Annotated in this window: 29 protein-coding genes and 2 pseudogenes; 27 read left to right on the forward strand and 4 right to left on the reverse strand. The window is 53.0% G+C overall.

Annotation, left to right across the window (positions count from 1 at the left end):
* The 3 genes and pseudogenes from BACCOP_RS01600 to BACCOP_RS01610 all read left to right on the forward strand — a co-directional run.
* A pseudogene (locus BACCOP_RS01600) lies at positions 1 to 565 on the forward strand (IS66 family transposase); the annotation flags it as partial.
* A 112-nt stretch (positions 566 to 677) separates the two neighbouring features.
* Positions 678 to 1,376 carry a hypothetical protein gene (locus BACCOP_RS01605; protein WP_007565513.1) on the forward strand — a complete coding sequence of 233 codons (699 nt, stop codon included), beginning with the start codon at positions 678 to 680 and terminating at the stop codon, positions 1,374 to 1,376.
* Positions 1,377 to 1,440: 64 nt separating this feature from the next.
* A complete protein-coding gene (locus tag BACCOP_RS01610; RefSeq protein WP_007565514.1) occupies positions 1,441 to 1,842 on the forward strand; it encodes a hypothetical protein in 402 nt (133 codons plus the stop codon).
* A gap of 37 nt (positions 1,843 to 1,879) precedes the next feature.
* Here the strand turns inward: BACCOP_RS01610 and BACCOP_RS01615 are convergent, their stop codons facing one another.
* Positions 1,880 to 2,611 carry a toxin-antitoxin system YwqK family antitoxin gene (locus BACCOP_RS01615; RefSeq protein WP_007565515.1) on the reverse strand — a complete coding sequence of 244 codons (732 nt, stop codon included), beginning with the start codon at positions 2,609 to 2,611 and terminating at the stop codon, positions 1,880 to 1,882.
* Positions 2,612 to 2,881: 270 nt separating this feature from the next.
* On the opposite strand from BACCOP_RS01615, the gene BACCOP_RS01620 reads away from it, so the two are divergent.
* The 11 genes and pseudogenes from BACCOP_RS01620 to BACCOP_RS19415 all read left to right on the forward strand — a co-directional run bounded on the left by BACCOP_RS01620 (position 2,882) and on the right by BACCOP_RS19415 (position 12,534).
* Positions 2,882 to 3,280, forward strand: coding sequence for a hypothetical protein (locus BACCOP_RS01620; RefSeq protein WP_007565517.1), 399 nt, complete (start codon positions 2,882 to 2,884; stop codon positions 3,278 to 3,280).
* 34 nt (positions 3,281 to 3,314) lie between these two features.
* Entirely contained in the window at positions 3,315 to 3,878 is a 564-nt protein-coding gene (locus BACCOP_RS01625; RefSeq protein WP_147401049.1) for a hypothetical protein, read from the forward strand.
* 11 nt (positions 3,879 to 3,889) lie between these two features.
* Positions 3,890 to 3,988 (forward strand): annotated as a pseudogene (locus tag BACCOP_RS19410) (transcription initiation factor IID); the annotation flags it as partial.
* A 152-nt stretch (positions 3,989 to 4,140) separates the two neighbouring features.
* Positions 4,141 to 5,007, forward strand: coding sequence for a helix-turn-helix domain-containing protein (locus BACCOP_RS01630; protein WP_007565520.1), 867 nt, complete (start codon positions 4,141 to 4,143; stop codon positions 5,005 to 5,007).
* 87 nt (positions 5,008 to 5,094) lie between these two features.
* Complete coding sequence (locus tag BACCOP_RS01635; protein WP_007565521.1) at positions 5,095 to 7,503, forward strand: ATP-binding response regulator; 2,409 nt, start codon at positions 5,095 to 5,097, stop codon at positions 7,501 to 7,503.
* Entirely contained in the window at positions 7,491 to 8,801 is a 1,311-nt protein-coding gene (locus BACCOP_RS01640) for a sigma-54-dependent transcriptional regulator (RefSeq protein ID WP_007565522.1), read from the forward strand. The genes BACCOP_RS01635 and BACCOP_RS01640 overlap by 13 nt, the downstream gene beginning before the upstream one ends.
* A 295-nt stretch (positions 8,802 to 9,096) precedes the next feature.
* Positions 9,097 to 9,540 (forward strand): dihydrofolate reductase family protein, encoded by a 444-nt coding sequence (locus BACCOP_RS01645; protein WP_040311719.1) that lies wholly within the window; start codon positions 9,097 to 9,099, stop codon positions 9,538 to 9,540.
* A 231-nt stretch (positions 9,541 to 9,771) separates the two neighbouring features.
* Positions 9,772 to 10,413 (forward strand): RteC domain-containing protein, encoded by a 642-nt coding sequence (locus BACCOP_RS01650; RefSeq protein ID WP_007565527.1) that lies wholly within the window; start codon positions 9,772 to 9,774, stop codon positions 10,411 to 10,413.
* Between the two features lie 77 nt (positions 10,414 to 10,490).
* Complete coding sequence (locus tag BACCOP_RS01655) at positions 10,491 to 10,670, forward strand: hypothetical protein (protein ID WP_007565529.1); 180 nt, start codon at positions 10,491 to 10,493, stop codon at positions 10,668 to 10,670.
* A 6-nt stretch (positions 10,671 to 10,676) separates the two neighbouring features.
* Complete coding sequence (locus BACCOP_RS01660) at positions 10,677 to 11,282, forward strand: GNAT family N-acetyltransferase (RefSeq protein ID WP_007565531.1); 606 nt, start codon at positions 10,677 to 10,679, stop codon at positions 11,280 to 11,282.
* 82 nt (positions 11,283 to 11,364) lie between these two features.
* Positions 11,365 to 12,534 carry a GNAT family N-acetyltransferase gene (locus BACCOP_RS19415; protein WP_007565533.1) on the forward strand — a complete coding sequence of 390 codons (1,170 nt, stop codon included), beginning with the start codon at positions 11,365 to 11,367 and terminating at the stop codon, positions 12,532 to 12,534.
* 41 nt (positions 12,535 to 12,575) lie between these two features.
* Here BACCOP_RS19415 and mobC read toward each other — a convergent pair whose 3' ends face one another.
* From mobC to mobA, 3 genes are read right to left on the reverse strand one after another with little or no spacing between them, the layout of a single operon-like run.
* On the reverse strand, positions 12,576 to 14,585 hold the full coding sequence (mobC, locus tag BACCOP_RS01670) for a conjugal transfer protein MobC (RefSeq protein WP_007565535.1): 2,010 nt from the start codon (positions 14,583 to 14,585) through the stop codon (positions 12,576 to 12,578).
* Positions 14,586 to 14,619: 34 nt separating this feature from the next.
* Positions 14,620 to 15,891: a conjugal transfer protein MobB gene (gene mobB, locus BACCOP_RS01675; RefSeq protein WP_007565537.1), complete on the reverse strand. Its 1,272-nt coding sequence runs from the start codon at positions 15,889 to 15,891 to the stop codon at positions 14,620 to 14,622.
* Positions 15,876 to 16,313, reverse strand: coding sequence for a conjugal transfer protein MobA (mobA, locus tag BACCOP_RS01680; protein WP_040311721.1), 438 nt, complete (start codon positions 16,311 to 16,313; stop codon positions 15,876 to 15,878). Before mobA ends, mobB begins: the two co-directional genes overlap by 16 nt.
* A 7-nt stretch (positions 16,314 to 16,320) precedes the next feature.
* Here mobA and BACCOP_RS21275 point away from each other — a divergent pair, with 7 nt between their 5' ends.
* The 13 genes from BACCOP_RS21275 (at position 16,321) to traJ (ending at position 25,583) form a co-directional block, all read left to right on the forward strand.
* Positions 16,321 to 16,449 (forward strand): hypothetical protein, encoded by a 129-nt coding sequence (locus BACCOP_RS21275; protein ID WP_260401392.1) that lies wholly within the window; start codon positions 16,321 to 16,323, stop codon positions 16,447 to 16,449.
* A gap of 228 nt (positions 16,450 to 16,677) precedes the next feature.
* Entirely contained in the window at positions 16,678 to 16,899 is a 222-nt protein-coding gene (locus BACCOP_RS01685; RefSeq protein ID WP_148315652.1) for a hypothetical protein, read from the forward strand.
* A 201-nt stretch (positions 16,900 to 17,100) separates the two neighbouring features.
* Complete coding sequence (locus BACCOP_RS01690; RefSeq protein WP_007565545.1) at positions 17,101 to 17,859, forward strand: ParA family protein; 759 nt, start codon at positions 17,101 to 17,103, stop codon at positions 17,857 to 17,859.
* A 5-nt stretch (positions 17,860 to 17,864) separates the two neighbouring features.
* Positions 17,865 to 18,281 carry a DUF3408 domain-containing protein gene (locus tag BACCOP_RS01695; RefSeq protein ID WP_040311715.1) on the forward strand — a complete coding sequence of 139 codons (417 nt, stop codon included), beginning with the start codon at positions 17,865 to 17,867 and terminating at the stop codon, positions 18,279 to 18,281.
* 36 nt (positions 18,282 to 18,317) lie between these two features.
* Positions 18,318 to 18,614, forward strand: coding sequence for a DUF3408 domain-containing protein (locus BACCOP_RS01700; RefSeq protein WP_007565549.1), 297 nt, complete (start codon positions 18,318 to 18,320; stop codon positions 18,612 to 18,614).
* Positions 18,608 to 19,282, forward strand: a complete 675-nt coding sequence (locus BACCOP_RS01705; RefSeq protein WP_007565551.1) for a hypothetical protein — start codon at positions 18,608 to 18,610, stop codon at positions 19,280 to 19,282. The genes BACCOP_RS01700 and BACCOP_RS01705 overlap by 7 nt, the downstream gene beginning before the upstream one ends.
* Before the next feature lie 176 nt (positions 19,283 to 19,458).
* Positions 19,459 to 19,770, forward strand: coding sequence for a DUF4134 domain-containing protein (locus tag BACCOP_RS01710; RefSeq protein WP_007565554.1), 312 nt, complete (start codon positions 19,459 to 19,461; stop codon positions 19,768 to 19,770).
* Between the two features lie 42 nt (positions 19,771 to 19,812).
* Positions 19,813 to 20,172: a DUF4133 domain-containing protein gene (locus BACCOP_RS01715; protein WP_007565556.1), complete on the forward strand. Its 360-nt coding sequence runs from the start codon at positions 19,813 to 19,815 to the stop codon at positions 20,170 to 20,172.
* Positions 20,169 to 22,685 carry a TraG family conjugative transposon ATPase gene (locus tag BACCOP_RS01720; protein ID WP_007565558.1) on the forward strand — a complete coding sequence of 839 codons (2,517 nt, stop codon included), beginning with the start codon at positions 20,169 to 20,171 and terminating at the stop codon, positions 22,683 to 22,685. The genes BACCOP_RS01715 and BACCOP_RS01720 overlap by 4 nt, the downstream gene beginning before the upstream one ends.
* 43 nt (positions 22,686 to 22,728) lie before the next feature.
* Positions 22,729 to 23,406 (forward strand): ferritin family protein, encoded by a 678-nt coding sequence (locus BACCOP_RS01725; protein ID WP_007565561.1) that lies wholly within the window; start codon positions 22,729 to 22,731, stop codon positions 23,404 to 23,406.
* 59 nt (positions 23,407 to 23,465) lie between these two features.
* Entirely contained in the window at positions 23,466 to 23,879 is a 414-nt protein-coding gene (locus BACCOP_RS01730) for a DUF3876 domain-containing protein (protein WP_007565563.1), read from the forward strand.
* Positions 23,880 to 23,906: 27 nt separating this feature from the next.
* Positions 23,907 to 24,551, forward strand: coding sequence for a DUF4141 domain-containing protein (locus BACCOP_RS01735; protein WP_007565565.1), 645 nt, complete (start codon positions 23,907 to 23,909; stop codon positions 24,549 to 24,551).
* 3 nt (positions 24,552 to 24,554) lie between these two features.
* The gene (traJ, locus tag BACCOP_RS01740; RefSeq protein WP_007565567.1) at positions 24,555 to 25,583 is read left to right on the forward strand and encodes a conjugative transposon protein TraJ; all 1,029 of its coding nucleotides are present in this window, start codon (positions 24,555 to 24,557) and stop codon (positions 25,581 to 25,583) included.
* The last annotated feature ends 38 nt before the right edge of the window (positions 25,584 to 25,621 follow it).

Raw genomic sequence — 25,621 nt, forward strand, 5'->3', positions numbered from 1 at the left:
TCATATAGGATGCTGGACACAATGCAAGGAGGCTGTGGGTCGATGCCTTGCCATCAGACAGAACTGCGATGGATATAATAGACCCTATCGGTGATATGTCAGAAATGAAGACTTGTTCCGCACAATGAAACTCAGCGGTGAGCAGATTAAGGAAAAAAGACTTAAGCTTACGAGACCTATTCTTGAACGTATCCATCATAAGGTGGTCATGATGATGCAGGATACCAAACTCATGGCAAACGAACTGATGAGAAAGGCTGTGAACTATACGATAAACCAGTGGAAATCCCTGAAAAATATCCTCAAGGACGGTTCTGCGGAAATATCGAACAACCTCTGTGAGCAAAGGATGAAACCTGTAAAGCTGCTGCTCAAGAACTGTATGAACATAGGCAGTGAGGATGCAGCAGGAAACTCGGCATTCATCTTTTCTCTGATAGAAAGCTGCAAGCTTAATGATATAGCCCCTCAGGATTACCTGAAGCACTTGTTTGAATGTATTCTTCATGGTAAGGACTGCGACAAGAAGGTCCTTCTGCCATGTTTTTATAAATCGGAATGTTAAAACTAAACTATTTTCTTGCGGACATTTTTATTTTATCGGCTGAAAAACAGCCGATAAAATTGTCGTGGCGGAAAATAGAATGGTTACAAAGTGGCGGTGTATCTGATAGAGTATGCTGTACGGCATTCGGAGTAAAACGATAACACAACAAACAGACAAAGAATATGAAAGCGAACAGAAAATGCCCGGTGCTGCCTCTCCTACTGACAGGGATAGTGGCGGTATTCTCCCTGTACGGCTGTTCTGCCACACGGGGAGTGGAAAAGGTGTCGTGCCACATCGAATACGACACGGCGGTAACGGCGGAGGAACTCCATCCAAACATAGATTCCCTGTGTCCCTCTGCATATCAGTGCATCTGCGACACCGAAAAGAAGTTGGACTACATCATTTATTTGAGAGATGGTTCATGCGTTATGTCATCGACTGGAGTAAAGGCATCGCCAAAATTTACAGGTATGAGGATGTGCGACAGACGCAGCTCACGGATATTCTGTTCGTCTGCTTGAACTATCCCGGTCTCTCTACAATGCTCAGGGCTTACTACTACGACAAGGACGGGAACGTAACCGGGATGAAAGACCATCTTGAAGGCTTCCGCCTGTGTCTCCGTCAGGCACTATACATAGGCAATCGATATACCCGGCGATGCAGAAGCCGGAAGAACCCGGAAAGCAGTGTCGTCCCCCACCAGTCCCCCGTCGAGCCTAAGCGGTGGCGCTATTCCTTTTTGGACAGGAAAGGAAGCAGATGGATGCTCATCATAAACGATGCCACGGGAAAGGTAATCAGTAAGAAAAAAACATACTGACAGTAAACTGACGGTCGGATGATGCGGCACGGAAGATTTTACGACTCAAGATAAACGAGCGATTATGGATATACACAGAATATTAGGATATTTATTTTATAAAACCGAACGTCTGACATGGATGATGGACACAAGGATGTATTCATGGCACACGCCGTTGATATTAAGCATTATCTTGACCATTTACAGCACAGACATCGCATTGGCTTGCCTTATGACTGCGGAAAATATTCCCATTCATCCGTACAAAGGTTTAGCCGATACCATCGTGTGGGGATTCGGCATCTGGTGTGCCATCCTATGGATTGCCTTACATGCGTATTACCATCATAAAAGGAGGTATCTGAAAATACGTCAGGACAAGTCATATGAAAAGTGCAGCAGTATCTGGGCTGTACTGTTCCTGATATTGCCGCTTGTCATTCTGATTGTGCTGGGGCATATCGCTGACGGTGAAATGATATGACAATCCATACATTATACCACTGACCTGTGTGAGATTTTCAATCTGCTCCCACTTCGTCATATTCTGATTCTTCATACCTGGTTTCATACGTAACATCCAAAATCCTGCCGGTTTCCCCGTCGATGCTGTAACGGGCGTATTTTCTGTAAAAAGGAGATACAGGGTTTGCTTCAGGTTCCTTCTCAAAGTCGAGATTAATATCCGCAAGCCATATATTCGTCTTATCATCATATTCCAAACTGAAGAAGAATGCAAATTCTGACGCCGAGACCTTGCGTGACCTTCCATCTGACAAGGAAATAACCTTTTCTCTCTCCAGTATGGACAATATATCCTGTGGGGACATTTTACCGAATTTTTTACTGTAATCCACCTGCTCTGATATATTCCCGTTTTCATCAAAAAAAGTCTGGATTCCCACCGGCAGATTTGCCACACACTCTACGATCATTGAAAGTCTGCCGTTGTCCCAATACCTTACATAATACTGCGAATAGGATGGTGCCAAGGGAAGGATATGTCCGCAAGCCATTTCTCTATCAGTCAAATCCCGTATATCCAACATATAGAACATCCATCCATCTTTTTCGAAAACCGCCTGCAGAGATCCACCTGAAAAAACATCAGCTTCCAACCTGGTGTCCAATATCACATCGGGATATTCCCTCTCACTGGAATAACCGTCCACAGGAACAAGCAGGATTGCTGCCATTACCGCCATGAACAAGGCGGCATATCCTTTAATTCTGTTTATGAATCCCGTATCCATACATCTCTTCATTTATTTGTCTTATAACTGACCTTCAATTCAGCTATCAATCCTGTATTCATACATTCTGTCTCAGTCGTAACAAAACGGCAAGTGCCTATAATTGATACCAAAATACTAAAATGGCGAGAGCGAAGGTAAAACGACAGTGTGAAATATGTGTAAATAATCATAAAATGTAACTTTAATATAAGTATATGACTTCTGCTTCAAAAGAAAGAAGCTATATTTATAGAGAAACAGACTGAACCATTAAATTGAAAGAATAACATGGTGCCTAAGATTTATTATTTGAATGAAGCATCCACTACAGGTATCTGTATATTGCTCGTATTGAAGTTATTGTTTCCCGAAATCATAGCCGGGACTTGGTTTGTGAGTGCGGTCATCATATTGATGGCCATCATTCTTTATTGTGAAATGAACAGAAAAAAAGAGCAGCGCCCCTTATTGTACACCATGCAGCGGGAACTCTTTCTGACTCCTTTTCTCTGGTTTTATTATTATTATGAGAAAGCGCTGTTTATAGTCGCCATATTGTGCTTCTTCACTGATTCCGACGATTCGCCTCTGGTTATGTTCATTCCTTTTATTCTCGGCATATATATCGGATTGAAGGTCGCTGTCAATCTGATTGAATATGCAATACAGAAAGATAGGAAGAACTGATTGTCAATATAAAGGAATAACAAGTGAAATGAATATGGAGAAAGTGATACGTTTCAAGACTATGATCGGATACTGCTACCTGTATCCGGATAAAATAATAATGGCCAGAAACGGCAATCCGGAAGAGGTCAATCTCAAGAACGAGGAACAAAGACTGTGGAAACATCTGGTTTTCTATACCATAACCGGATTGTTGCTCGCGTGGCTGGCCTACATGGACAGAGACCATCTGCCCATGTGTCTGTGGTTGGGGCTGACAAGCGCATGGTTATTGTTCAATGTCTTGAGAAGTATCTTTCAAAAAAGTTCAAGTTCGGCATTAATAGAGCGGGACAAGATTCGTTCTGTCCGGTTCAAGAAAGGTGTAAGATACCTGACACGTTCCCGGTTCATCGTTGTCTTCGAAGACAGGAAAGGATGCAACAGAATCAGGTATATCCTTTTACCCGGTTCTCTCAACGATGGCCCGAAAGCAACAGAAGAGGCATTAATAGCCATGCGGGACAGTGGTTATTATCCGTTTTCGAGCCAAGAAGGATCTCTGACGGGTATAAGGAAATACAATGAAACTGAGGGAAAAGAAAGTGGAACAGGTTAAATTAGAGGACAATGAAAATCAAGGAATACAATACCGATGAGCTGCTGATGATAGCCCACAATGTTACCGGAGAATATCCGGAAAAGAAGGTCAGGCAGGCGAAAGAGGAACAAAAACTGTATTTCACTTATAAGAACATACACCCCATTTCTACAATACAATAAAACCGAGCATTGATTTTTATCAGGATTTGGAACAATAGTCCAGCGACTCCACGCTACTTTTGCCGGAAAACCATTATAAACCATTAAAACAGAGAAAGATGAAGCTGAGAATTACAGAAGCGGTGCTTGCGGAGGCATACAGGGCAAAAGTGTGCAGGGAACGGATGGAAGAACTGGCGGAGAGCATACGGAAGTCGGTGAAGGAACGGCATTCGCTGCCGAAGATGAGAATACGGCTGGCGGAGTACGGCAATGACACGGAGCTGATGCTGGCGGCAGTGAGCGCACTGCGGAAGGATAAGGAAGCACCGTCGGCAAGGGACAGGGATTTCAGGGCATGGATGATCATGCTGTGCCGCTCACGCGAGCATGAAGTGATCTGCTACATGTGCAATGAACTGACGGATGCATGGGAACGGAAATACCGGACACGGGAAATGCTGGTGCTATGCGACGTGCTGCATACACTGAAAGGCCATGCACGTACGAACGAGATGACTAACAGGGTATGCGACTATTTCTTCAGGGAAAGACGCAACAAGCTGTATGGCAAGACTTTCCGCATAGAGGAAAAGGATATGGCATACGCCGAGAGCAGGCTGCCGGAACTGGACAAGGCGGTATTCCGCATGACAGTGAACCACTACAGCCACCGCACATTCGTGGCGGAGGAACTTGCCGGACTGTGCGGCATGGGCTATTCGCTGATGCGGCGCAAGTTCAGGAAATACTACGGCATGGGACCCTCGGAATGGCTTCGCAGGGAGCGGATAAGGCGCATAGAGGAGGATATGGAATACCGGGTGGAACTGCCGCTGAAGGAAGTGGCCGAGCGCAACGCCTTCGGCTCGGCAAGCAATTTTGCGGACTTCTGCCAGAAGCAGACCGGAATGAGTCCGTGCGAACTGAAAGCCATAGGATATGAGAAATGGGAGAAGCGCAGGATGGATTTCTGGAACCAATAAAAACGCGCACTGATTTTTGTCAGGATCTGGAACATCCCTTCGGGAAGGTTCCACTAACTTACCGCCTAAAAAACAATCCGAAAATACATGAACAACAATACATTTTCAAGATGGAAGGAATCCCTCCACCTGAAAATCCTGTCGGGCTATCTCATACTGGGACTGCTCGTACTGGGCATCATCACGGCTGTATGGTACGAAAAGCAGGTATTCGAGCAGGCGGAGGCAGAGGAACGCAGCCTGCTCATGCAGCGTACCGCCGCCAGCGAAGCATACCGGGGACTGATCACACTGTTTCTGGACAATGACCGCGCAATGCTGTGGGACGACTCGGACATGGATACATACGACCGGAGGGAATCGCACACGATGGAGGTAATAGACCGGCTGAAAGGCTACTACGGAGAACCGGCGCAGACGGCAAGGATAGACACGGTAGTAAGGCTGCTGCACGAGAAACGCAGGCTAATTGAGCGGATGGTGGATATGCCGACTACGGCGTACCGCATGGACAGCCTGCTGGAACGCCACCTGCCCGGACTGGAGCAGACGGCATCGGTACGGACAACGACAGTGACAGAACGCACCGAACCGGAAGAGGAAAAGAAACGGGGCGGGCTGTTCGGTCTGTTCCGCAAGAAAAAGAAAGAAGAACCGGCACGCACGACCACACGGGTGAGCACGACGCCCAACACCCGGCACATTGCGGAGATGCGTCGGTTTGAGGAAGAGATGCGTACGGCACTGGCAGAGCAGGAACAGGCATTCTCCTATCTGTCGGATTCACTGAAAATACGCAACAGCATACTGAACCGGAACCTTTCGAGGCTGATACGGGAAATCGGACAGGACGAGACGGAACGCATGGAAGAAAGACACATGCGGGTGGCGGAACTGAGAGAAACGGCATTCGTACTGATATGCGGCATATCGGCGGCAGGTGTCCTGTGTGCGGTGCTGCTGTATGCAGTAGTCCGGAGGGACATCCGCCGCCGCACCAGAGACAGGAAACAGCGGGAGGAACTGATAGAGACCCTGCGCAGGTCGGTCCGGGAGAATGAAGAGCTGATAAAAAGCAGACAGAACATCATGCAGACGGTGACGCACGACCTGCGCTCACCGCTGACCGCCATACGCGGCAATGCGGAACTGATACTGAAGGACGGGAACCGGGAGGCAACAGCGCTGCACGCGGAGCATATACGGCAGTCGGCGGAGCGTATGGGGGCACTGATGGAGAACCTGCTGGACTACTACCGCATAGACAACGGAAAGGAGACCGTCAGGGTGAAGCCGTTCAGACTGGCGGGAGTGGCGGAAACGCTGGAAACGGAGTTTGCCGCACGGATGGAAGAGAAACGGCTGGAGTTCAGGGTGAACAACGCCGCTGACGAGGTGGTCATGGGCGACAGGAACCTGATACTGCGTATCGGCAGCAACCTGCTGTCGAACGCACTGAAGTTTACGGAGCGTGGAGGCGTGACACTGACCGCCCTGTATGCCGGAGGGAAATTCACGCTTGCGGTGGAAGATACCGGAGGAGGAATAGACAAGGACAAACGGGAACAGATATTCAAGCCGTTCGAGCGGCTGAGCAATGCCGCCACGCAGGACGGATTCGGGCTGGGACTGTCGATAGTGAAAAGCCTTGCGGAACTGATGGAGGGCAGCATATCGGTAGAGAACATACGGAACACGGGCAGCCGCTTCAGCGTGGTGCTGCCGCTGCCCCAGGCGGAGAAAGCCGATGAGACAGACCGCAAGGCAGCAGCGAAGCAGACAAGACTGGGCGGATGTTCGGTGTTGTCGCTGGACAACGACAGCATCATACTGGGGATGATACACGACATATTCGTGCAGAACGGGGTGCACTGCGACACCTGCACGAGCACGGGGGAAATGGCGGAGAAGCTGCGCGAGGGACACTATGACCTGCTGACCACGGACCTGAAGATGCAGGACGCAAGCGGCTACGAGGTGCTGGAACTGCTCCGCACGTCGGACATAGGCAACTCACGCACCATCCCCGTGATGGTGGTGACCGGCTCGAAAAGCATCACGAAAGAGGAGCTGGCAGGTGCGGGCTTCGGCTCGGTGCTGTACAAGCCGTTCTCCATCGACGAACTGCTGGCAGCCGCGGAAGAATGCATCGGCGAGGACAGTACCCCACGCATAGACCTCGGTCCGCTGTTCGCATACGGCGACAAGCGGCAGAGGCTGGAATGTCTGGTCAGGGAAACGGAGAAGGAAATGGCCGCCATACGGGAGGAAGCGGAAAGGTGTGACAGGGACAGGCTGGACTACTGGATACACCATATCCGCAGCTCGTGGATGCTGATACATGCCGAAGGACCGCTGCAGGAGCTGTATGACGTGCTCCACGGAAACGGGACGGCAGAAGAAATCAGGGAGTATGCCGGAAAGGTAACCGGTCAGGGCGAAACGATCATCCGGCTCGCCCGAAAGGAAATGGAGAGAACGGTATGGGAAGAATAATAGTAATAGAAGACAACCCGGTATTCCGCGACCATGTCTGCGGAATGCTGGAGAAGGCAGGCTACAAGACCCGCACGGCATACGACTGTGCCGGGGCACGGAGGCTGCTGGAGGAACTGGACGATGGGGACATCATCGTGTCGGACCTGCGTCTGCCCGACGGAGAATGTACGGAAGTGCTGGAGCGGATGCGGGAAGCGGGTGTCAGAAACCCGTTTGTCATCATGACCGACTATGCGCAGGTCGCGTCGGCGGTCAGCTCCATGAGGCTGGGAGCCGAGGACTATATCCCCAAGACCCTGCTGCAGGAAAAGCTGCTTCCGAGGATAAGTGAGCTGGTACGCAAATCGGAAAGAAGGCATACCATGCCCATACTGGAGCGCAGAAGTGCCGCATTCCGGACCATCGACCGGCGTATCTCACTGGTAGCCCCGACGGACATAGGGGTACTGATACTTGGAGAAAACGGCACGGGCAAGGAACACGTAGCAGAAAAGATACATGCGCAGAGTACCCGGCAGAAAGGTCCGTTTGTCGCGATAGACTGCGGTATGCTGACACGGGAGCTGGCTGCATCCGAGCTGTTCGGATACGAGAAAGGTGCATTTACGGGAGCCACAACCGGAAAGAAGGGCTGCATGGCAGAAGCTGACGGCGGCACGCTGTTTCTGGACGAGGTGGGCAACCTGCCCGCTGAGGTACAGCAGAAACTGCTGCGTGCACTGCAGACCAAATGCTACCGTCCGACGGGCTGCACCCGCGAACGGAAAGCGGACGTACGCATCGTGGCGGCTACCAACGAGAATCTGGAGAAGGCAGTGGAGGAAGGACGTTTCCGGCGGGACCTGTATCACCGCCTGAAGGAGTTCGTCATCAAGATACCGCCGCTGCGGGAGTGCCGGGAAGACATACTGCCCCTTGCGGAGTTTTTCCGGGAGCTTGCCAACGAGGAACTGGGACGGCATACGGAAGGATTCGACAAGGAGGCGGAAAAGGAACTCATGAGGCGGATGTGGGCAGGAAATGTGAGGGAGCTGAAACAGACGGTGCGTTCCGCCGTCCTGCTGACGGAAGGAAGGCTGATAGGAGCCGACAGGCTGGAAGCGGAAAGCACGGCACAGGCAGGCTGCTCCCTGCTGCTGAAAGACGGGAATGAGGAAAGGGAACGCATCGTGCGGGCACTGGCACAGGCGGACGGGAATCGCGAAATGGCTGCCGGACTGCTGGGCATCAGCCGCACGACATTGTACAACAAGATGAAAGAATACGGTATCATGCAGAAAAAGAGCGAAAAATGAGAAAATCTCGACTGAAAATCCTATCTTTGCATGAACATAGAAGAAATACGGTACGGAGAAACACGGTTTCCCGTACCGACTAAGATATAGTATAGAATAAGACCGCAAGGCGTTCTAATGGAAATCTGGTAAATTTCGACATCGGGAGCGATTGCGTGATGCTTATGCTATGCCTTGGCATAGCGTGCATTCGCGTATATTTCCCGATAGGCTTTACCAGAGCCTCCATTAGAGATAACGTGTATTGCACGCTATTTTTTATTTTACGGCTTCCGGTCGCAACAGAATGACCGCTATGGCAAAAGTCCGATTACTCGCCGTCCTGACGATGGACGGCTGTCCGGCAGAAACAACCGGTCTGTCCGGGCGATGGCTTGGTTCCGACCAGTACGGGATAGGTGCGCTGAAAGAGGCTGCCACCTGCGTCCTGACAGAAGACACGTCGCTTACACTCCTCTCCAACCGGACCGAACAGACCGACGACTCCCTGAACTATCTGATAGAAGCAACCGAAAAGACGGCAGGCATCATCAACGGCATGATACGGATGCGGCTTGTGGATGAAATCATCCTCTACATGGTTCCCGTCATTGCGGGAAACGGCAGCAGGCTGTTCCAGTCGTCGCTGCCCGAAAGCGAATGGACATGCACGGAAAGCAAACGGTGGAAAGACAACATAATACGGATAACCTACGGGCGGAAAACACCCCGCCAGCCGGTGGTTGTGTTCAAGAAATGAACATTTTCAAGAGCTTCCGACGTTCAAAATGTGAACACACGTTCAGATTTTGAACAAAAAATGAGGCATCGGGAAAAGCTCCAAAAAATATTTTCGGTAAATATTTGGCTGAATATCAGTGTAATATATCCATGCAAAAAGAAAAACACTCCCGCAGGACCGCAATTTGTCCCATAGTTTTATGTGCGCACACTTTTAACCCAAGTGTAATAACATAAAACTGAAAGAGATATGAAATACCTCATATTGACAGAAACCGAATTTTTCGGTCTTATAGACGGGAACGATGAAACAGTCAGTCTGAATGCCGCATACAGCCGCTTTGTCAGGGCGGTTGTGGAACTGATGCATGACGGCGATACGGACGGGGCGAAGATTGCGCTGGCGTACGCCGAAAACGAACTGCAATACCACCACACGCAGTACATTGCGGGTGTGAGAAACCATACCCACCTGTTTGTCCGCAAAGCCCTGTCTTTCGTCCGCAAGATGCAGAAACATATCCCTTCCAACCGCCCGCAGGTGTCGCCACTATCCACAACCATCCACTCCGAATGCGAAAAGAAAAATGAAATGCCTGTCAATGCCCCTTCCATGCGTTGGACGGGCAGTATGGCTGAGTTGGTGGAGCTGATTTACGGGCTGGATGCCATGAAGCTGGTAAACGAGGGTGAAACGGGTATCAAGGAATTGCTGGACGGTTTCTGCAAGGTGTTCGGCATGGAAATAAAGGAGAGCCAGTGCTACAATACCTATGCGGACATCAAGCGGCGGAAGAACGACAGCCGCACCTATTTCTTCGACAAGGCTGCGGAGAAGCTGAACCGGCGGATGCAGGAGGACGAGGAACGGGAACGGATGCGGAAAAGATAACGAGAAAATGAGGCATGGGCGTCATAGTCTGCAAAAAATTGCTTACCTTTGCAGAAACAATTATAATACAATAGATTATGGCATTAGAAATTAAACCTATTCCGGTACTTCGTGGCAAGGCGGCGGAGCGTTTCGTGGAAGAAGCGGACAGGAACGCCAGAGAAAGGCGCGGTTCCATAGACTTCACGAAGCAGGTGGAAAAGATGCGTGCTATCCTGAAACGCTCCAGACTGTACAATATAGATAAGGAGGGATAGGTCGGTATGCTGGAGTATTGTGAGTTCCGTGAGCTGAATGAAGACGTGCTGCGCGAATGCGGCGGCTTCTTGTGCAAGGACAGGGATATAACCGAGTTCTTCACGAGAGAGTATGCGGATTATGCCTACCAGCTTTTGGGAAAGTCCTACTGCTTCGTGGAGCAGGACAAGCACCGCATCGTCGGAGCTTTCACCGTAGCCAATTCGAGTATCCGTGCAGACCTGCTCCCGAACAGCCGGCGCAACAGGCTCAACCGTAACATCCCCAACGAGAAACGCCGTCCCCAATATCCTGCGGTGCTGGTGGGGCAGCTTGCCGTCAGTGACGGCTATATGGGACAGCATATCGGCGATGAGATACTGGATGCCATCAAGTCATGGTTCATCGAACCATTGAACAAAACCGGATGCCGCTATATAGTGGTGGATGCCCTGAACAATCCGAAGATATTTGATTTTTATCAGCGGAACGGCTTCAAGTTCCTGTTTTCCACAGAGGAAGAGGAATGGACTTTCCTGCACGGCAGGAGAACGGCAGAAGAACAATCAGCCATGCAGCCCATGCACACCCGGCTGATGTACTTTGACCTGATACTGCTGCGTACCCGATAAGAAGAAACTGTAAAACAGTACAAGAACGTATCTCCCATGCAATTTGCGGTCTATTTTGCATGGGAGTTTCTATATCGTGAAAATGGCAAAGAAAAAGAAAAGACATAACGGACACTATTGTAAAATATGCGGCTGCCGCAAGTCCAACGAGAGCTTTACGGGCAAAGGACACGCACGGCATATCTGTAAGGAATGCCAGTCGCTTCCGAAAGACGAGCAGGCGGACATGATGCGCTGTAACGAAGTGGAGCGTGCCGCATTCCGTTTCCCTATGAGGCGGCAGGATTGGGAACTGCTGGAAAAATATGCCAAGAAATACAAGGACAGGGAGTCCGGACAGTTCGCACAGGAAATGCTTGACATGAAACGCGGCAATTATGCACCGGAAGCGGATGATGAAGAGGCGGATGAATTGTCTGGCAAAATCTACGAAATCGAAGAAACTCCCTTTTCGGATTTGGATGAAGACAACCGTATTGCCGTTGAAGAACTGCTGGAGGACAATATCAACGAGTTCATGATACACAAGGACTATATCCCCGAAGGAAAGGACTTGCAGGATATAGCGGATTGGGTATTGAAAGAAACCAACGCTGCGTTTTATCTGAAAGTCGTCCCTAATGACGCATACCGCAAGCTCATAGACGATACCGTCCGGAAGCTGGTCAGGGAATGGAAAGACGACGGTATGGAAATAAAGACCTATACCGAATCGCTTACGGTCATGGAAACCGAACGGCTTATAATCAGAAAAATCACCCGAAAGGACATGGGTGCATTACTCGCCCTTATGAGCAAGCCGGAAGTCATGTACGCATGGGAACACGGATTTGAAAAGAAGGAAGTGCACCAATGGCTGAACCGCCAGCTTACCCGTTACCGTAAGGACGGATATGGGTATTTTGCCGTCATATTAAAGGAAAACAATAAGTTTATCGGACAGGCAGGCTTAATGAAAAGCGTGATTGACGGGAATAATACCGTGGAACTCGGCTACATGCTGGACAATGTGTATTGGCATCATGGTTATGCAACGGAAGCCGCCCGAAGATGCCTGCAACATGCTTTTGAGGAATTGGGATTACAGGAAGTCTGTTGCAGCATCCGTCCCGAAAACTCGCCTTCCCTCCGTGTGGCAGAAGCCATCGGAATGATACCCTGCGGCAGCCACACCATTGTATATAATGGAAAGGAAATGCCCCATCTGTTATATAAAGCAGAAAATATAATTGACAAAAAAGAAAATCCGTAACAGTCAGTGCTACGGATTTTCCTTTTTTCGCCTGCGACGCGTTACTTGTTCTGCAAAAGGTATTGCAGTTCCGGGTCGGACTGGATGCGCTGCAACTCGTCGGCGACAATCTGCCGCACTTCGGCACGGATGCGGTTGTAGTTCTCCTGAATCATCTCCTTCATGCGGTCGTTGCCGTCAGCATCGGTAAAGTCCGTGATGACGGGAATAGGCTTGTAAGCCTGTTCCTCACGCTTGACCTTCTCGGCATCCACCACAATCTCGCAATGGAAAATCTTCTGCTCGATGCGCTCGCTGAAGTTGTCGGCGACCGCCCCGACGAACATGCCCTGCGTGAGCGTGGAAATCTTGCTCGCCGGGATAAGGCTCTCCATCTGCGTGTTAATGGAGGTGGACTTGTCCTCGCGGTTAATGGTGATGCTCTGCCGCTTCTGCAAGATTTTACCGAAACGTTCGGACAGGGTCTTGGCGGTCTCGCCGACCACCTGCCCGGAGAAGACGTTGCCGACGGTGTTCATCACCACGGCGGCCTCCTTGTCGCCGTAGTCACGCTTGAGCTGGGAAAAGTCCTGAAAACCCAGCAGGGTGGAAACCTTGTTGCTCCGGGCGGTGGCAATCAGGTTGTCCAGTCCCTTGAAGTAAATCGTGGGCAGCTCGTCGATGATAATGGAGGATTTGAGCCTGCCCTTCTTGTTCACGAGCTTTACGATGCGCGAGTTGTACAGCCCCAACGCCGCCCCGTAGATGTTCTGGCGGTCGGGATTGTTGCCCACGCAAAGGATTTTCGGCTCGTCGGGGTTGTTTATGTCGAGCGTGAACTCACTGTCGGACATGACCCAGTAGAGCTGCGGGGAAATCATGCGCGAGAGCGGAATCTTCGCCGAGGCTATCTGTCCGGCGAGCTGTTCCATCGCTCCGCCCTGCCATGCGTCCATGAACGGGGAAAGGTAGTTTTCCAGTTCGGGGTAGCTGGTCAGAATGGGAAACACGTCCTCGTAGCGGCGGTTGAGCAGCTCGATGGCATGGGGAAAGGTACAATACTTGCCGTCTTTGTAAATCCTTAAAAACCAAATCACTGCGGCGAACAGGATAATCGGCGACTCCACGAAGAAATCCCCTTGTTTCTGCACCCAAGTCTTGTTCAAATTGAGCATTATCGTGTAGGCACTCTCGTAGGCATCGGTGATGTCCTCCATGAAATCCGGGTGTATGGGATTGCAGCGGTGCGAGCGGCGCGGGTCATCGAAATTGATTACATAGAACTTCGGCTTGACCCTGTACCCGTCCGGGTGGTTCAACAGATGGTTGTAGGCGATGGTGGAAAGGTCGGGATATTTAAAGTCATAGATATATTGACTAAAACCTTTCTCAATCTGCTGCTTTATGAAGGAATTTACCACGGCATACGACTTGCCGCTGCCCGGCGTGCCCAGCACGATGGAAGCACGGAACGGGTTTACCACGTTGATAAATCCGTCGTTCCACTTCTTCCTATAATAGAAACGGGTAGGCAGATTGACTGAATACTCGTTCTCCATGAGGCGGGTTTCCTGCATGAAACTTTCGTTTTCCACATTGAACACGTCTTCCATAAGGTTGGTACGCAAGAGGCGGCTCATCCACGTGCCCGCCATGAGCAGGCAGACATAGCCCGCCGCCATCGAAGCGGTGTAGAAACCGGCGACCACCTCCACCGGAAGCGGCAGGGACAATATCCACCAGTTAAGAAAGAACAGCACAAGCCCGGCGGCAAGCACCGCCCAAATCCTGCGCCAAGTGATTTTCTCCTCCTTGACGCCCTTCGTGCCGAGGCACGAGAGCGCGAGCAGCAGAAGGGCAAAGAACTTTGTGTAGAGGATATGATGGAACAGCCCTGCGGTGCGGTCGAAGTTCATCAGTACCCTGTCCATGACACCTATGCCGATGCCCCACAGCCTTACGGCTTCATAACAATACCAGTAGAGGTGGATGACCACCAGAATAATGCTCACGGCACGGAGAAAGTCCATGATTTTCGCCAGTGCCCTCAAATCGTCTTCCTGTTGTGACATAATCTGTTTCTGTTTTTAAGTGTGAATGATTGAATTATAGCCCCAGCCCCTTGCGGCGTTTCTTCCGCCTGCGCTTGAGGTCGCGCTCGAAGGCGGCTTCCTCCGCCTGTGCGCCCGAAGTGTCGCCGCCGAGCAAGCCCAAGCCGGAGGAATACCCCCCGTCGTGTTCCACGGCGGAACGGGTGTCGGGTTGCTGCCCGTCCACGGTAATGGTGAACGGTATGGGCGGAATGCCGGCATAAGGCAAGGTGAAATGCTCCTGCAAGGCATTGGCGGAAAACTCCCTGCCCAGACGAGAGCCGTTGAGCACACAGCCCGTGCGGTGGTCGATGAAGGTTGCCCCGTAGATGCGTCCTTCGTCGGTGTGGCGGAACACCACATCCACGCCTTTCGCTTTGAGCAGGGCGACAAACTCCTCCCGGCGGTACGTCCGGGCAAGGGCGGCGGCGACGGTCTTGCGGGTTATCTCCGCCAGATGCCTGTCGCGGATTTGCCCTTTGGAGTATTCAAACCTGCGCTGTACGGCTTCATAGCCGACGGACTTGCCGATACGGGAAGCCTTGAAAGGGTTGCCGGTCTTGTTCCCGGCACCGTCGGTGGCGGACGAGTTGTCGGGCGATAGCGAAAAATAGACCAGCCCGTGATACTCGCGCCCGTTCACCATGCCGCGGGCTTCCTCCACCGTGACGTTATAGAGCGAGAGCAGGGCGCGGTATTCACCCATCGTCTGGAACTTGTAACCTGCCATGACCGCCTTGGCTACATTCGATACCTGCCGCTTCACGTCGCCCTGCGATGTGTCCACCCGGCGGAGCGGGTTGTCGGTACGGAGCCGGCGGCGGTCAGCCGGGTGCAGCCCGTACTTCTTTTCCAGCTCGGAGGTAATGCGCTTGCTGCGGCGGTGGATGAAGTCACGGTTAAGCCGCCTGCCCCGTTCGTCCACATTGACGGAAACGATGTGCAGGTGGTGGCGGCTGATGTCCTCGTGCTTGAACACGAGATAAGGCTGGTCGCCGTAGCCAAGCCTGTCGAGATACTCGCGTGCGAGCTGTTCCAGTTCCGTGTCGGTCAGACGGTCGTCGGGGTGCGGATTGAGGGAAATGTGGATAACCTTATTACGCGTGCGCACCTGCTCCGGCATGAACCGCTTGAAATCCTGTTCGGTACGTGCCACGTCCACCCGTCCGCTGCCGTCGTCGAAGACCCTGTTCACGGCAAGGAGCCTGCCTTCGCCCTCGTTCACCTTCAGACCGTTGTAGGCGAGTGCGCCGTACAACGATGTCCCCATGCTTATCTTCGCGACCATCTCTCCTCAAACTCCCTTGAAAGTTCCACGACCTGCCGCGTCAGGGCGACCAGTTCCTCCGTGCATTTTTCCAGACGGTAGAGCAATGCCATCGCCTTCTTTTCCGAGAAATGGCAGCGAAGCTCCCTGACCGTCTGGTTGTAGTTGTTGCCGACCATGCGGTACTGCGCATGGAAAGCGGAAAGCTTCGTGCAGTAGTCCAGCAGCGTCCTGTCCGTGACCAGCACACGGAAGGGTTGCCCGAAGAAGTGCGCTTTCAGGAACACCGCCCTCGCGTACACGCCGGATTTCTCATACATGGCGAGAAACTTCTGCCATTCCTCATTGTCGAAGCGCACCATCACGCAGTGCGACTTGCGGCTCTCTTTCGGATGCCGCCCCCATTTGAGGGACGCTTCATCCACGTTCTTTTTCTTGTTCATCTTTATTATGGATTTAGTGGTTCGTTTCACGGCACAAGCGCAGCTTCCGGCACGCATACCGCAGGTAGGAAACAGGCTTCCCGACTTCGGAGGGAAAGCCCTCCCCCGCAAGGGGCAAGGTCGTTTCCGGGAGTAACCGGAAACCCTTTGAGTAACTCAAAGGACACCTTGCTGTGTCTTTAAGGACACAAGAATCCGTACACGACGGATTGGGGATAAACCTGCTATAACAACCCATAAAGGTATCGGTCGCCCGATACCTTCCAGCTGCCCAAAAGAGAGACGAAACCGGGGGCGGTGTGCGCATCGGGAGCGTTGCCCTGCCGCTTGGGGGCAAAGGTACGGGGTAAAAACACACCGGGAAGTGGTTGAAAAACGCCACAAGCTACCGGAACGAAGCCAAATGCTGCCACGCAAGGGGGAAACGATACAGACCGGCAGATTTGTATATTCCTTTGCGGACAGAAACGATGAAGCAACAAGGCAAATAAATGAACATGGACGGAAACAGACATTTGAAAAGGCAGGTCCGCACGGACGGACAGACACACAGCTCCGCTGGCGTACTGACATACATACGTACTGATGCACTGACGTACATACGTGCTGACGTACTGACGTATTGGCGTACGACAACACACCAGCGGAGACTCAAACCAAGACCTCCGTAGAAATACGTGTATGCAAGAAAGTGCGCATACGCATATATACAGAGGCAGAGAAATGAACAGGCGGGGAAGCACACCGCCACAGTCATAAACCCACAACGATTAAAACATAGAGAAAAATGAACAAGGAAACATTCGTTGCATTCGCAACACAGAAAGGCGGTGTCGGCAAATCGACCGTCACCGCGCTCGTAGCCAACTACATCCACAACGTGATGGGGATAGATGTCGCCGTGATAGACTGCGACGAGCCGCAGCACAGCATCGCTGGGCTGCGCGACAAGGAAACGGCACTTATCGAAAAGAACGACAGCCTGAAAGCCGTTGCCTGTGAACATTTCCGCAAGTCGGGGCGCAAGGGATTTCCCATCGTCCGAAGCAACGCCGTGCAAGCGCTGGACGATGCGGACAGCCTGCTGTCAGAGAAAGGATACCAGCCGGAAATCGTGTTCTTCGACCTGCCGGGCACGCTGAAAAGCGACGGGGTGATAAAGACGCTCTCGCAGATGGACTACATCTTCACGCCCGTCAGCGCCGACCGCTTCGTGGTGGAAAGCGCATTGCAGTTCGTGATGATGTTCAACGACAACCTCGTCACCACCGGGCTTGCCAAGACGAAAGGCATATCCCTGTTCTGGACAATGGTGGACGGACGGGAAAAGACCGGGCTGTACGACCTGTACGGGAAGCTGTTCGCCGAAAACGACTTCCATGTCCTTGACACGAGGCTGCCCGACAGCAAGCGTTTCCGCCGCGAGCCGTCGGACGACCGCAAGTCGGTGTTCCGCTCGACCATCCTGCCGCCGGACGCCTCCATGCTGAAGGGAAGCCGTATCCGCGAGCTGTCGGAAGAGATATGTTCCATCATCAACGGATAAACCTCATGGCAAGCCGAAAATTGAATACGGAGGGTATAGACGAAAGCCTGCTGCTTGCCTCCATAGGAAAATCCCGTCAGATGGGCGGACCTCCGGCAAGGGAAGGAACGGACGAACCCGATGCCGGCAACGTACCGGAAGATGCGGTACAGCCCACGGAAGCTAAAGCACGGAGCGAACCCGCGAAAAGAAAGAAGCCTGACTACGGCTCGACCTTCCTCAAACGGAACGAGGTGAAACTCCGGCACTGCGTGTACATCAGCAAGGAGGCACACAGCATCGTTTCCAAGATAGTGAACACCATCGCCGACAAGGAAATAACCGTGGGCGGCTACATCGACACGGTGCTGATGCGCCACTTTGAGGAGAACAAGGACGAAATCAACAACCTGTACCGCCGCAACAGGGACAATCTGATTTGAGGAAAACATTGTATCACATAAAAAAGTAAAGACGAAATGAAACTGAACATCCAAATTTTCAAAAGAAAGCAGAGAGAGGAAGCCTATAAGGGCAAGTACCTGAACGGATGCAAGCCGGAAGGCACCGCACGGAAGGCGGTGTACATCAGCCGGGAGAAGCACAAGGCGGTCAGGCGCATAGCGGGCATGGCGGGAGAAAACGGGATGACCATATCCGGCTATACAGACCGCATCGTCACCGAACACCTTGAACACCACGGTACGGAGCCGGAGAGCCTGCACAGGAAGAAAAGCCACGATGTTGTCGGACAGATAGCGGTAAGCCTATGGTGACGCTGCTGCTAATCCTGATGATGGCGTGCAACCTGTGGGTACTGCTCTACCTGACATGGGAACGCAAGGAGTCACGAAAAGCTGACGGCAAGGACGGCATTGAACCGGCACGGGAACCGTTGCCCGATGTCATTGGAAAAAGCAGGTTCAGAATGCCGGAAATGAAGCCACAGGCTGCCACTCCGACGCCAAATGCTGCCACGGAAATGCAAAGCGAGGCGGTGGACGAAAAGGACGTTACCTTTGACGACGAAATGGAAACCGCCGGCAGCCACACAGCGGAAACAAAGCCGTCGCGCCAAGTGCCCGACGAGGATCTGGACGAGGTTTTCAGGGACAACCGCGTCCACGACACGGACGGGGAGTTTGACGGGGAACCGCCAGAGGCAAGCGGAAGTACCTTTGACGAAATTGACCGTGCGGCAAGGGCGGTGAAGGACCCGAAGGCAAGGAAAGCCGACATCCTGCAAGCGGGCAAGGTATTCCACGAGCTGGAAGGGACAGAGTTCTACGACATGTTCCGGCGCAACAATGCCCGGTACGAGGCAAGGGTGTCGGAAATGGTGGAAACCTATCTCACAAGTATCCAGCCCGCAGAGAAGAAAACAAGAATGAAAGCGGCTGTACGGAAGGAATACGAGAACTTCAACATCCGCGACTATGTATAACAATGTAAAAGATGTAACTAAGATGCGAAAAAAGAAAATCGACTACGGCTGAAAGACGGCTTGCCACCGAATCCACTAAATCCGGAAGCCGGCTTTATCCGAAGCCGCAAGAATTAAAAAGTATCAATCGCCGAAGGGAATATCCGACCCCAAGGCACAAAAAACGAAAAAAGATTATGACAATGACATCGAAAAAGAAACAGATTATCCTCGCAGCCCTTCTGCTGGCTGCCAACATCTCCGCCTTCGCTCAGGGCAACGGTATGGCGGGCATCACCGAAGCAACCAGCATGGTGACCTCGTATTTTGAACCGGCGACGAAACTCATCTACGCCATCGGCGCGGTGGTGGGTCTTATCGGGGGCATCAAGGTGTACGGGAAGTTCTCGTCGGGCGACCCGGACACGAGCAAGACCGCTGCGAGCTGGTTCGGAGCCTGCATCTTCCTGATAGTAAGTGCGACCATCCTGCGCTCGTTTTTCCTCTAAACAGGCGTTTCCCATACATATATAATATAAGGTATAAGGACAATGACTGACGAATTGTTGAGCGCTAAGCGCGAAAAATACCCGGTAAACAAGGGCATCGGTCGTCCGGTGGAGTTCAAGGGGCTGAAGGCGCAGTACCTGTTCCTGTTCGCAGGCGGGCTGCTCGCCGCCTTCATCCTGTTTGTCATCCTGTACATGGCTGGCGTGAGCCAGTGGGTCTGCATCGGCCTGGGAGTCACGGCGGCTTCCGCCGTGGTATGGCTCACGTTCCGGCTGAACGCGAAGTATGGCCAGCACGGGCTGATGAAGCTGGGCGCTGCACGGATGCGCCCGCGCTATCTGCTCCACCGCAGACGGGTGTCCCATCTGTTGAGACGAAAAAAGAAAGGAGGAAAAGCATGAGAAACGTAATGAAAGCCACCACGCTGGAGAGCCGCTTCCCGCTGCTGGCGGTGGAACACGGCTGCATCATCTCGAAGGACGCGGACATCACCGCCGCCTTCGAGGTGGAGCTACCGGAAGTCTATACCGTGACGGCGGAGGAATACGAGGGCATCCACGCCACGTGGTGCAAGGCAATAAAGGTGCTGCCCGACTACTCGGTGCTGCACAAGCAGGACTGGTATGTAAAGGAGGAATACCGCCCCGACTGGCAGAAGACGGGCACGGGCTTCCTCGCGCGGAGCAACGGGATGCACTTTAACGAGCGTCCGTATCTGAATCATAAATGCTATCTGTTCCTGACCAAGACGACGAGGGAGCGCATGAGGCAGCAGAGCAACTGGAGCACGCTGTGCCGGGGACACATCGTCCCGAAGGAGATACAGGACCGGGAGACGGCGGTGAAGTTCATGGAGGCGGTGGAACAGTTCGCCCGCATCCTGAACGATTCGGGGCACATCCGGCTGCGCCGGCTCTCCGATGACGAGCTTGCCGGCACGGAGAAGGAAACGGGTATCATAGGCAGATACCTCACCCTGTCGCTTGGCAACACGAACTGTCTGGAAGACATCGCCATGAGCGCGGAGGAAATGCGGGTGGGCAGCAACCGCCTGTGCCTGCACACGCTATCGGACACGGAAGACCTGCCGGCATCGGTGGAAACGGATTACCGCTACGAGCGTCTTTCCACCGACCGCTCGGACTGCCGCCTGTCCTTCGCCGCCCCGCTGGGACTGCTGCTTCCCTGCAACCACATCTACAACCAGTACGTGTTTGTCGGCAACAGCGACGAGGAACTGCGCCGCTTCGAGAAGTCGGCGAGGAACATGCAGTCGCTCTCGCGCTACAGCCGCCAGAACGCCATCAACTGCGAGTGGATAGAGGAATACCTGAACGAAGCACACTCGCAGGGGCTGAAGTCCGTCCGCGCCCACTTCAACGTGATGGCGTGGAGCGACGACGGGGAGGAGCTGAAACGGATACGGAACGACGTGGGGAGCCAGCTGGCAAGCATGGGATGTGTGCCCCGCCACAACACGACGGACTGCCCGACGCTGTTCTGGGCGGGCATACCGGGCAATGCGGCGGACTTCCCGGCAGAGGAATCGTTCCACACGTTTGTCGAGCAGGCGGTATGCCTGTTCGCCGGAGAGACCAACTACCGGGACTCGCCCTCGGCTTTCGGCATCCGCATGGCGGACCGCATCAGCGGCAAGCCGCTGCACATCGACATCTCCGACCTGCCGATGAAGCGCGGCATCATCACCAACCGCAACAAGTTCGTGCTGGGACCGAGCGGCAGCGGGAAGTCGTTCTTCATGAACCACTTGGTCAGGCAGTATTACGAGCAGGGCACGCACGTGGTACTGGTGGACACGGGAAACTCCTATCAGGGACTGTGCGAGATGATACACCGCCGCACGCACGGGCAGGACGGCATCTACTTCACCTACACGGAGGAGAAGCCCATCTCGTTCAACCCGTTCTACACGGACGACGGGGTGTTCGACGTGGAGAAGAAGGACAGTATCAAGACACTGCTGCTGACGCTGTGGAAAAGCGAGAACGAACCCGCCACGAAGACGGAGACGGCGGAGCTGGGAAGCGCGGTGAACGCCTACATCCTGAAACTCCAACAGGACAGGAGCATCGCACCGTCGTTCAACACGTTCTATGAGTACCTGCGGGACGTGTACCGCAAGGAAATGGAGGAACGCTACATCAAGGTGGAGAAGTCGGACTTCAACATCGACAATCTGCTGACCACGCTCCGGCAGTATTACCGGGGCGGGCGGTATGACTTCCTGCTCAACTCGGCGGAGAACATCGACCTGCTGCACAAGCGGTTCGTGGTCTTCGAAATTGATGCCGTGAAGGACAATGCCGAGCTTTTCCCGGTGGTGACGATTATCATCATGGAGGCATTCATCAACAAGATGCGGCGGCTGAAAGGCGTGCGCAAGCAGCTGATATGCGAGGAGGCATGGAAAGCCCTGTCATCGGCGAACATGGCATCCTATCTCCAGTACCTCTACAAGACAGTGAGAAAGTATTTCGGGGAGGCAATCGTGGTGACGCAGGAGGTGGACGACATCATTTCATCGCCCATCGTGAAGGAGAGCATCATCAACAACTCGGACTGCAAGATACTGCTTGACCAGAGAAAATACATGAACCGCTTTGACCAGATACAGTCGCTCCTGGGTCTGACGGAAAAGGAGAAGTCGCAGATACTCTCGATCAACCAGTCCAACGACCCGGCAAGGCGGTACAAGGAAGTCTGGATCGGACTTGGCGGCACACACTCGGCGGTGTATGCCACGGAGGTGTCGATGCACGAGTACCTCGCCTATACGACGGAGGAGACGGAGAAGATGGAAGTGCGTGAGCTGGCGGAGAAACTGGGTGGCGACATGGAAGCCGCCATCCGGAAGGTGGCAGAGCGACGGAAAGAGGAATGGACGGGACAGTGAACCGGCAGGAAATATACAGTAAATGAAAAATAGAAAATGATTTATGAACCAACAGACTGACAACATGTACATTGATGACCGATACAGCGATGAAGCGCTGCGGAAACGGGAGGAAATCCGGGAGCATATCTCATGGTTCCGTGAGTTCCTGACATTCGGGACTTCGCTACCGGAACATATTAGAAGGCGATACGGACTGGAAGAAGACTACCAGCGGTACAAGAAACTGGAAATACAGGTTCACCGGATGCCTGCTGAACCGGACTGCAGGGGATATGGGAAGGAGCAGCGCATGAAAGAACTGTGCGAGGCAGGAAGAGCCAAGGGAAAAATCACTCTTGCGGTGGAAAAGGCTTACGAAAGCATCTGCCCCGCTCCGGCACGGGACTATCTGGAAGAAAAATATCAGGAACTGCTCTATCTGAGAGGTATGGTGTACCGGAAAGACTATGACGACCCGATGTGGTACAAGCCGGAAATCCTGAACAAATACGGCATTGACCACAAGGGACCGCGCGAAACGGTGCTCAAGCAGGTGGAAAAGGCATACCGGGAACTGGATGCCCGATTCTGCCGGATGACGGGCAAGAAGCCGGATGCGGACGAGCTGTTCGGCAAACCCGCAGCCCAGAAAGCGGTACCGGCACAAAGGGAGGCATCCGAAAGCAACGCCAGAGAGGTCCGTATGCACAAGCGTGGAGGCAGAAGGCCGGGTTTCTGACGGAAAGGGACAGGAAAGGGCAACCTATTTAGAAAAACAAAACTTAAAAAGACAAGAAAATGAATATTAAAATGACAAAGACGGAACGACTGCTGCTGTGCGGCGGTCTGATAGGGCTGGCATCGCTGATGCTGCAAGCCTGCGAGACGGTAATGAAAGAAAACGAGGATGTGCGCGAGAAGATTTGCGGCAACTGGGAAAGCGTGGAGGGCAAGCCTGATATATTGGTGTACAAGGAGGGCGCGCACTACAAGGTTACGCTGTTTCGCAGGACGGGAGTCCGCAGGAAATTGAAGCCGGAAACTTACCTGCTGCAAAGGGAGGCGGACGGTAACCTGTACATGAACACGGGCTTCCGCATCGACGTGGCGTACAACGAGGAAACGGACGTCCTGTCCTTTTCGCCTAACGGCGACTATATCCGGGTGGATACGGATGAAACAGCTAAAAGCGGAAAGAAAGAAGAACAATAAGCATGTACCACTAAATCCAACGTGAATATGGAAATAAGACAGAAACTGAAAATGCCGCTGATAGCGGTCTGCCTGTGCCTTGCGGGTACGGGCGGGGCATACGCCCAATGGGTGGTGTCCGACCCCGGCAATCTTGCCCAAAGCATCATCAACTCCGCCAAGGAGATGGTGGAGACAGCCGGGACGAAAGCCAACACCCTGAACGGCTTTCTGGAAACGAAGAAGGTGTTCGAGCAGGGAAAGGCGTATTACGACGCACTGAAATCAGTGCACGACGTGGTAAGGGGCGGCGCGAAGGTGGCGAAAAGCATCTCTCTGGTGATGGAAATCTCGGAAACCTACGTGAACAACTACCAGAAGATGCTCTCGGACGAGAACTACACGCCGGAGGAGCTTGCCGCCATCTCGTCGGGCTATGCGATGCTGATAGACGAAAGTTCGGACGTGCTGCAGGACCTGAAGAATGTGGTGAACGTGACGGGAATGTCGCTTACGGACGCGGAACGGCTCGCCATCATCGAGAATGCCTACCGCAGCCTGCTGAACTACCGCAATCTCGTGCGCTACTATACGAACAAGACCATTTCGGTATCCTACCTGCGGGCAAGGAAGAAGAACGACATGGACCGGGTGACGGCACTCTATGGAAACCCCGACGAAAAATACTGGTAGCCTATGGGAGAGTTCGAGAACCTTCATCAGATACTCCTCTCGCTGTATGAGGAGATGATGCCGCTCTGCTCGGACATGGCAGGGGTGGCTAAAGGGCTTGCGGGACTGGGCGCGCTGTTCTACGTGGCGATGCGCGTGTGGCAGTCGCTCGCCCGTGCCGAAGCGATAGACGTGTACCCGCTGCTGCGCCCGTTTGCCATCGGGCTGTGCATCCTTTTCTTCCCGACCGTCGTGCTGGGTACGATGAATTCCGTGCTGGGGCTTGTCGTGCAGGGCACGCACTCGATGCTGGAAGAACAGACCTTCGACATGAACAGATACAGGGAGCAGAAGGACAGGCTGGAGTACGAGGCGATGATGCGGAATCCGGAAACCGCCTACCTTGCTTCGGACGAGGAGTTCGACCGGCAGATAGACGAGCTGGGCTGGTCGCCGTCGGACCTGGTCACGATGACGGGGATGTATATGGACTGGGCGTCTTACAACATCAAGAAGAGCGTGCGCGACTGGTTCCGCGAGCTGCTGGAACTGGTGTTCTTTGCAGCAGCACTGATAATCGACACGCTCCGGACGTTCTTTCTCGTGGTGCTCAGCATACTGGGACCGGTAGCCTTCGCCTTTTCCGTGTGGGACGGCTTTCACTCGACACTTTCGGCGTGGTTCAGCCGCTACATACAGATTTACCTGTGGCTTCCGGTATCGGACCTGTTCAGCACCATACTGGCGAAAATCCAGATACTGATGCTTCAGCAGGACATCGAGGCGATGCAGGCTGACCCGAATTTCTCGGTGGAGGCAAGCAACGGGGTGTACATCGTGTTCCTCATCATCGGCATCGTGGGATATTTCACTATCCCGACGGTGGCAGGCTGGATTATCCAAGCCGGTGGCGGCATAGGCAGTTACAACAAGAACATCGGCACCGCCGGAGCTCTGGCAGGCAGTCTTGCAGGAGCCACAGCGGGAAATGTGGCGGGACGCACGGGCAGGTTTATCAAGAAACAGGCCGGCAGGCTGCTGAAAAGGAAATAGCCTGAACTTCCGGGGCGGACACCGGTAGCCCCGAAGCG

This window comes from Phocaeicola coprocola DSM 17136, assembly GCF_000154845.1.
GTDB lineage: Bacteria > Bacteroidota > Bacteroidia > Bacteroidales > Bacteroidaceae > Phocaeicola > Phocaeicola coprocola.

Bases quoted from the DNA above. Each gene is read 5' to 3' on its own strand.
- BACCOP_RS01725 (WP_007565561.1), top strand. From the start codon at position 22,729: ATGAACCAACAGACTGACAACATGTACATTGATGACCGATACAGCGAT.
- BACCOP_RS01695 (WP_040311715.1), top strand. From the start codon at position 17,865: ATGGCAAGCCGAAAATTGAATACGGAGGGTATAGACGAAAGCCTGCTG.
- BACCOP_RS21275 (WP_260401392.1), top strand. From the start codon at position 16,321: ATGGATTTAGTGGTTCGTTTCACGGCACAAGCGCAGCTTCCGGCACGC.
- BACCOP_RS01630 (WP_007565520.1), top strand. From the start codon at position 4,141: ATGAAGCTGAGAATTACAGAAGCGGTGCTTGCGGAGGCATACAGGGCA.
- BACCOP_RS19415 (WP_007565533.1), top strand. From the start codon at position 11,365: ATGGCAAAGAAAAAGAAAAGACATAACGGACACTATTGTAAAATATGC.
- traJ (WP_007565567.1), top strand. From the start codon at position 24,555: ATGGGAGAGTTCGAGAACCTTCATCAGATACTCCTCTCGCTGTATGAG.
- BACCOP_RS01735 (WP_007565565.1), top strand. From the start codon at position 23,907: ATGGAAATAAGACAGAAACTGAAAATGCCGCTGATAGCGGTCTGCCTG.
- BACCOP_RS01635 (WP_007565521.1), top strand. From the start codon at position 5,095: ATGAACAACAATACATTTTCAAGATGGAAGGAATCCCTCCACCTGAAA.
- mobB (WP_007565537.1), bottom strand. From the start codon at position 15,891: ATGGTCGCGAAGATAAGCATGGGGACATCGTTGTACGGCGCACTCGCC.
- BACCOP_RS01620 (WP_007565517.1), top strand. From the start codon at position 2,882: ATGGTGCCTAAGATTTATTATTTGAATGAAGCATCCACTACAGGTATC.
- BACCOP_RS01715 (WP_007565556.1), top strand. From the start codon at position 19,813: ATGACTGACGAATTGTTGAGCGCTAAGCGCGAAAAATACCCGGTAAAC.
- BACCOP_RS01720 (WP_007565558.1), top strand. From the start codon at position 20,169: ATGAGAAACGTAATGAAAGCCACCACGCTGGAGAGCCGCTTCCCGCTG.
- BACCOP_RS01610 (WP_007565514.1), top strand. From the start codon at position 1,441: ATGGATATACACAGAATATTAGGATATTTATTTTATAAAACCGAACGT.
- BACCOP_RS01615 (WP_007565515.1), bottom strand. From the start codon at position 2,611: ATGGATACGGGATTCATAAACAGAATTAAAGGATATGCCGCCTTGTTC.
- BACCOP_RS01640 (WP_007565522.1), top strand. From the start codon at position 7,491: ATGGGAAGAATAATAGTAATAGAAGACAACCCGGTATTCCGCGACCAT.
- mobC (WP_007565535.1), bottom strand. From the start codon at position 14,585: ATGTCACAACAGGAAGACGATTTGAGGGCACTGGCGAAAATCATGGAC.
- mobA (WP_040311721.1), bottom strand. From the start codon at position 16,313: ATGAACAAGAAAAAGAACGTGGATGAAGCGTCCCTCAAATGGGGGCGG.
- BACCOP_RS01605 (WP_007565513.1), top strand. From the start codon at position 678: ATGCTGTACGGCATTCGGAGTAAAACGATAACACAACAAACAGACAAA.
- BACCOP_RS01655 (WP_007565529.1), top strand. From the start codon at position 10,491: ATGGCATTAGAAATTAAACCTATTCCGGTACTTCGTGGCAAGGCGGCG.
- BACCOP_RS01730 (WP_007565563.1), top strand. From the start codon at position 23,466: ATGAATATTAAAATGACAAAGACGGAACGACTGCTGCTGTGCGGCGGT.
- BACCOP_RS01645 (WP_040311719.1), top strand. From the start codon at position 9,097: ATGGCAAAAGTCCGATTACTCGCCGTCCTGACGATGGACGGCTGTCCG.
- BACCOP_RS01690 (WP_007565545.1), top strand. From the start codon at position 17,101: ATGAACAAGGAAACATTCGTTGCATTCGCAACACAGAAAGGCGGTGTC.
- BACCOP_RS01660 (WP_007565531.1), top strand. From the start codon at position 10,677: ATGCTGGAGTATTGTGAGTTCCGTGAGCTGAATGAAGACGTGCTGCGC.
- BACCOP_RS01650 (WP_007565527.1), top strand. From the start codon at position 9,772: ATGAAATACCTCATATTGACAGAAACCGAATTTTTCGGTCTTATAGAC.
- BACCOP_RS01700 (WP_007565549.1), top strand. From the start codon at position 18,318: ATGAAACTGAACATCCAAATTTTCAAAAGAAAGCAGAGAGAGGAAGCC.
- BACCOP_RS01710 (WP_007565554.1), top strand. From the start codon at position 19,459: ATGACAATGACATCGAAAAAGAAACAGATTATCCTCGCAGCCCTTCTG.
- BACCOP_RS01625 (WP_147401049.1), top strand. From the start codon at position 3,315: ATGGAGAAAGTGATACGTTTCAAGACTATGATCGGATACTGCTACCTG.
- BACCOP_RS01705 (WP_007565551.1), top strand. From the start codon at position 18,608: ATGGTGACGCTGCTGCTAATCCTGATGATGGCGTGCAACCTGTGGGTA.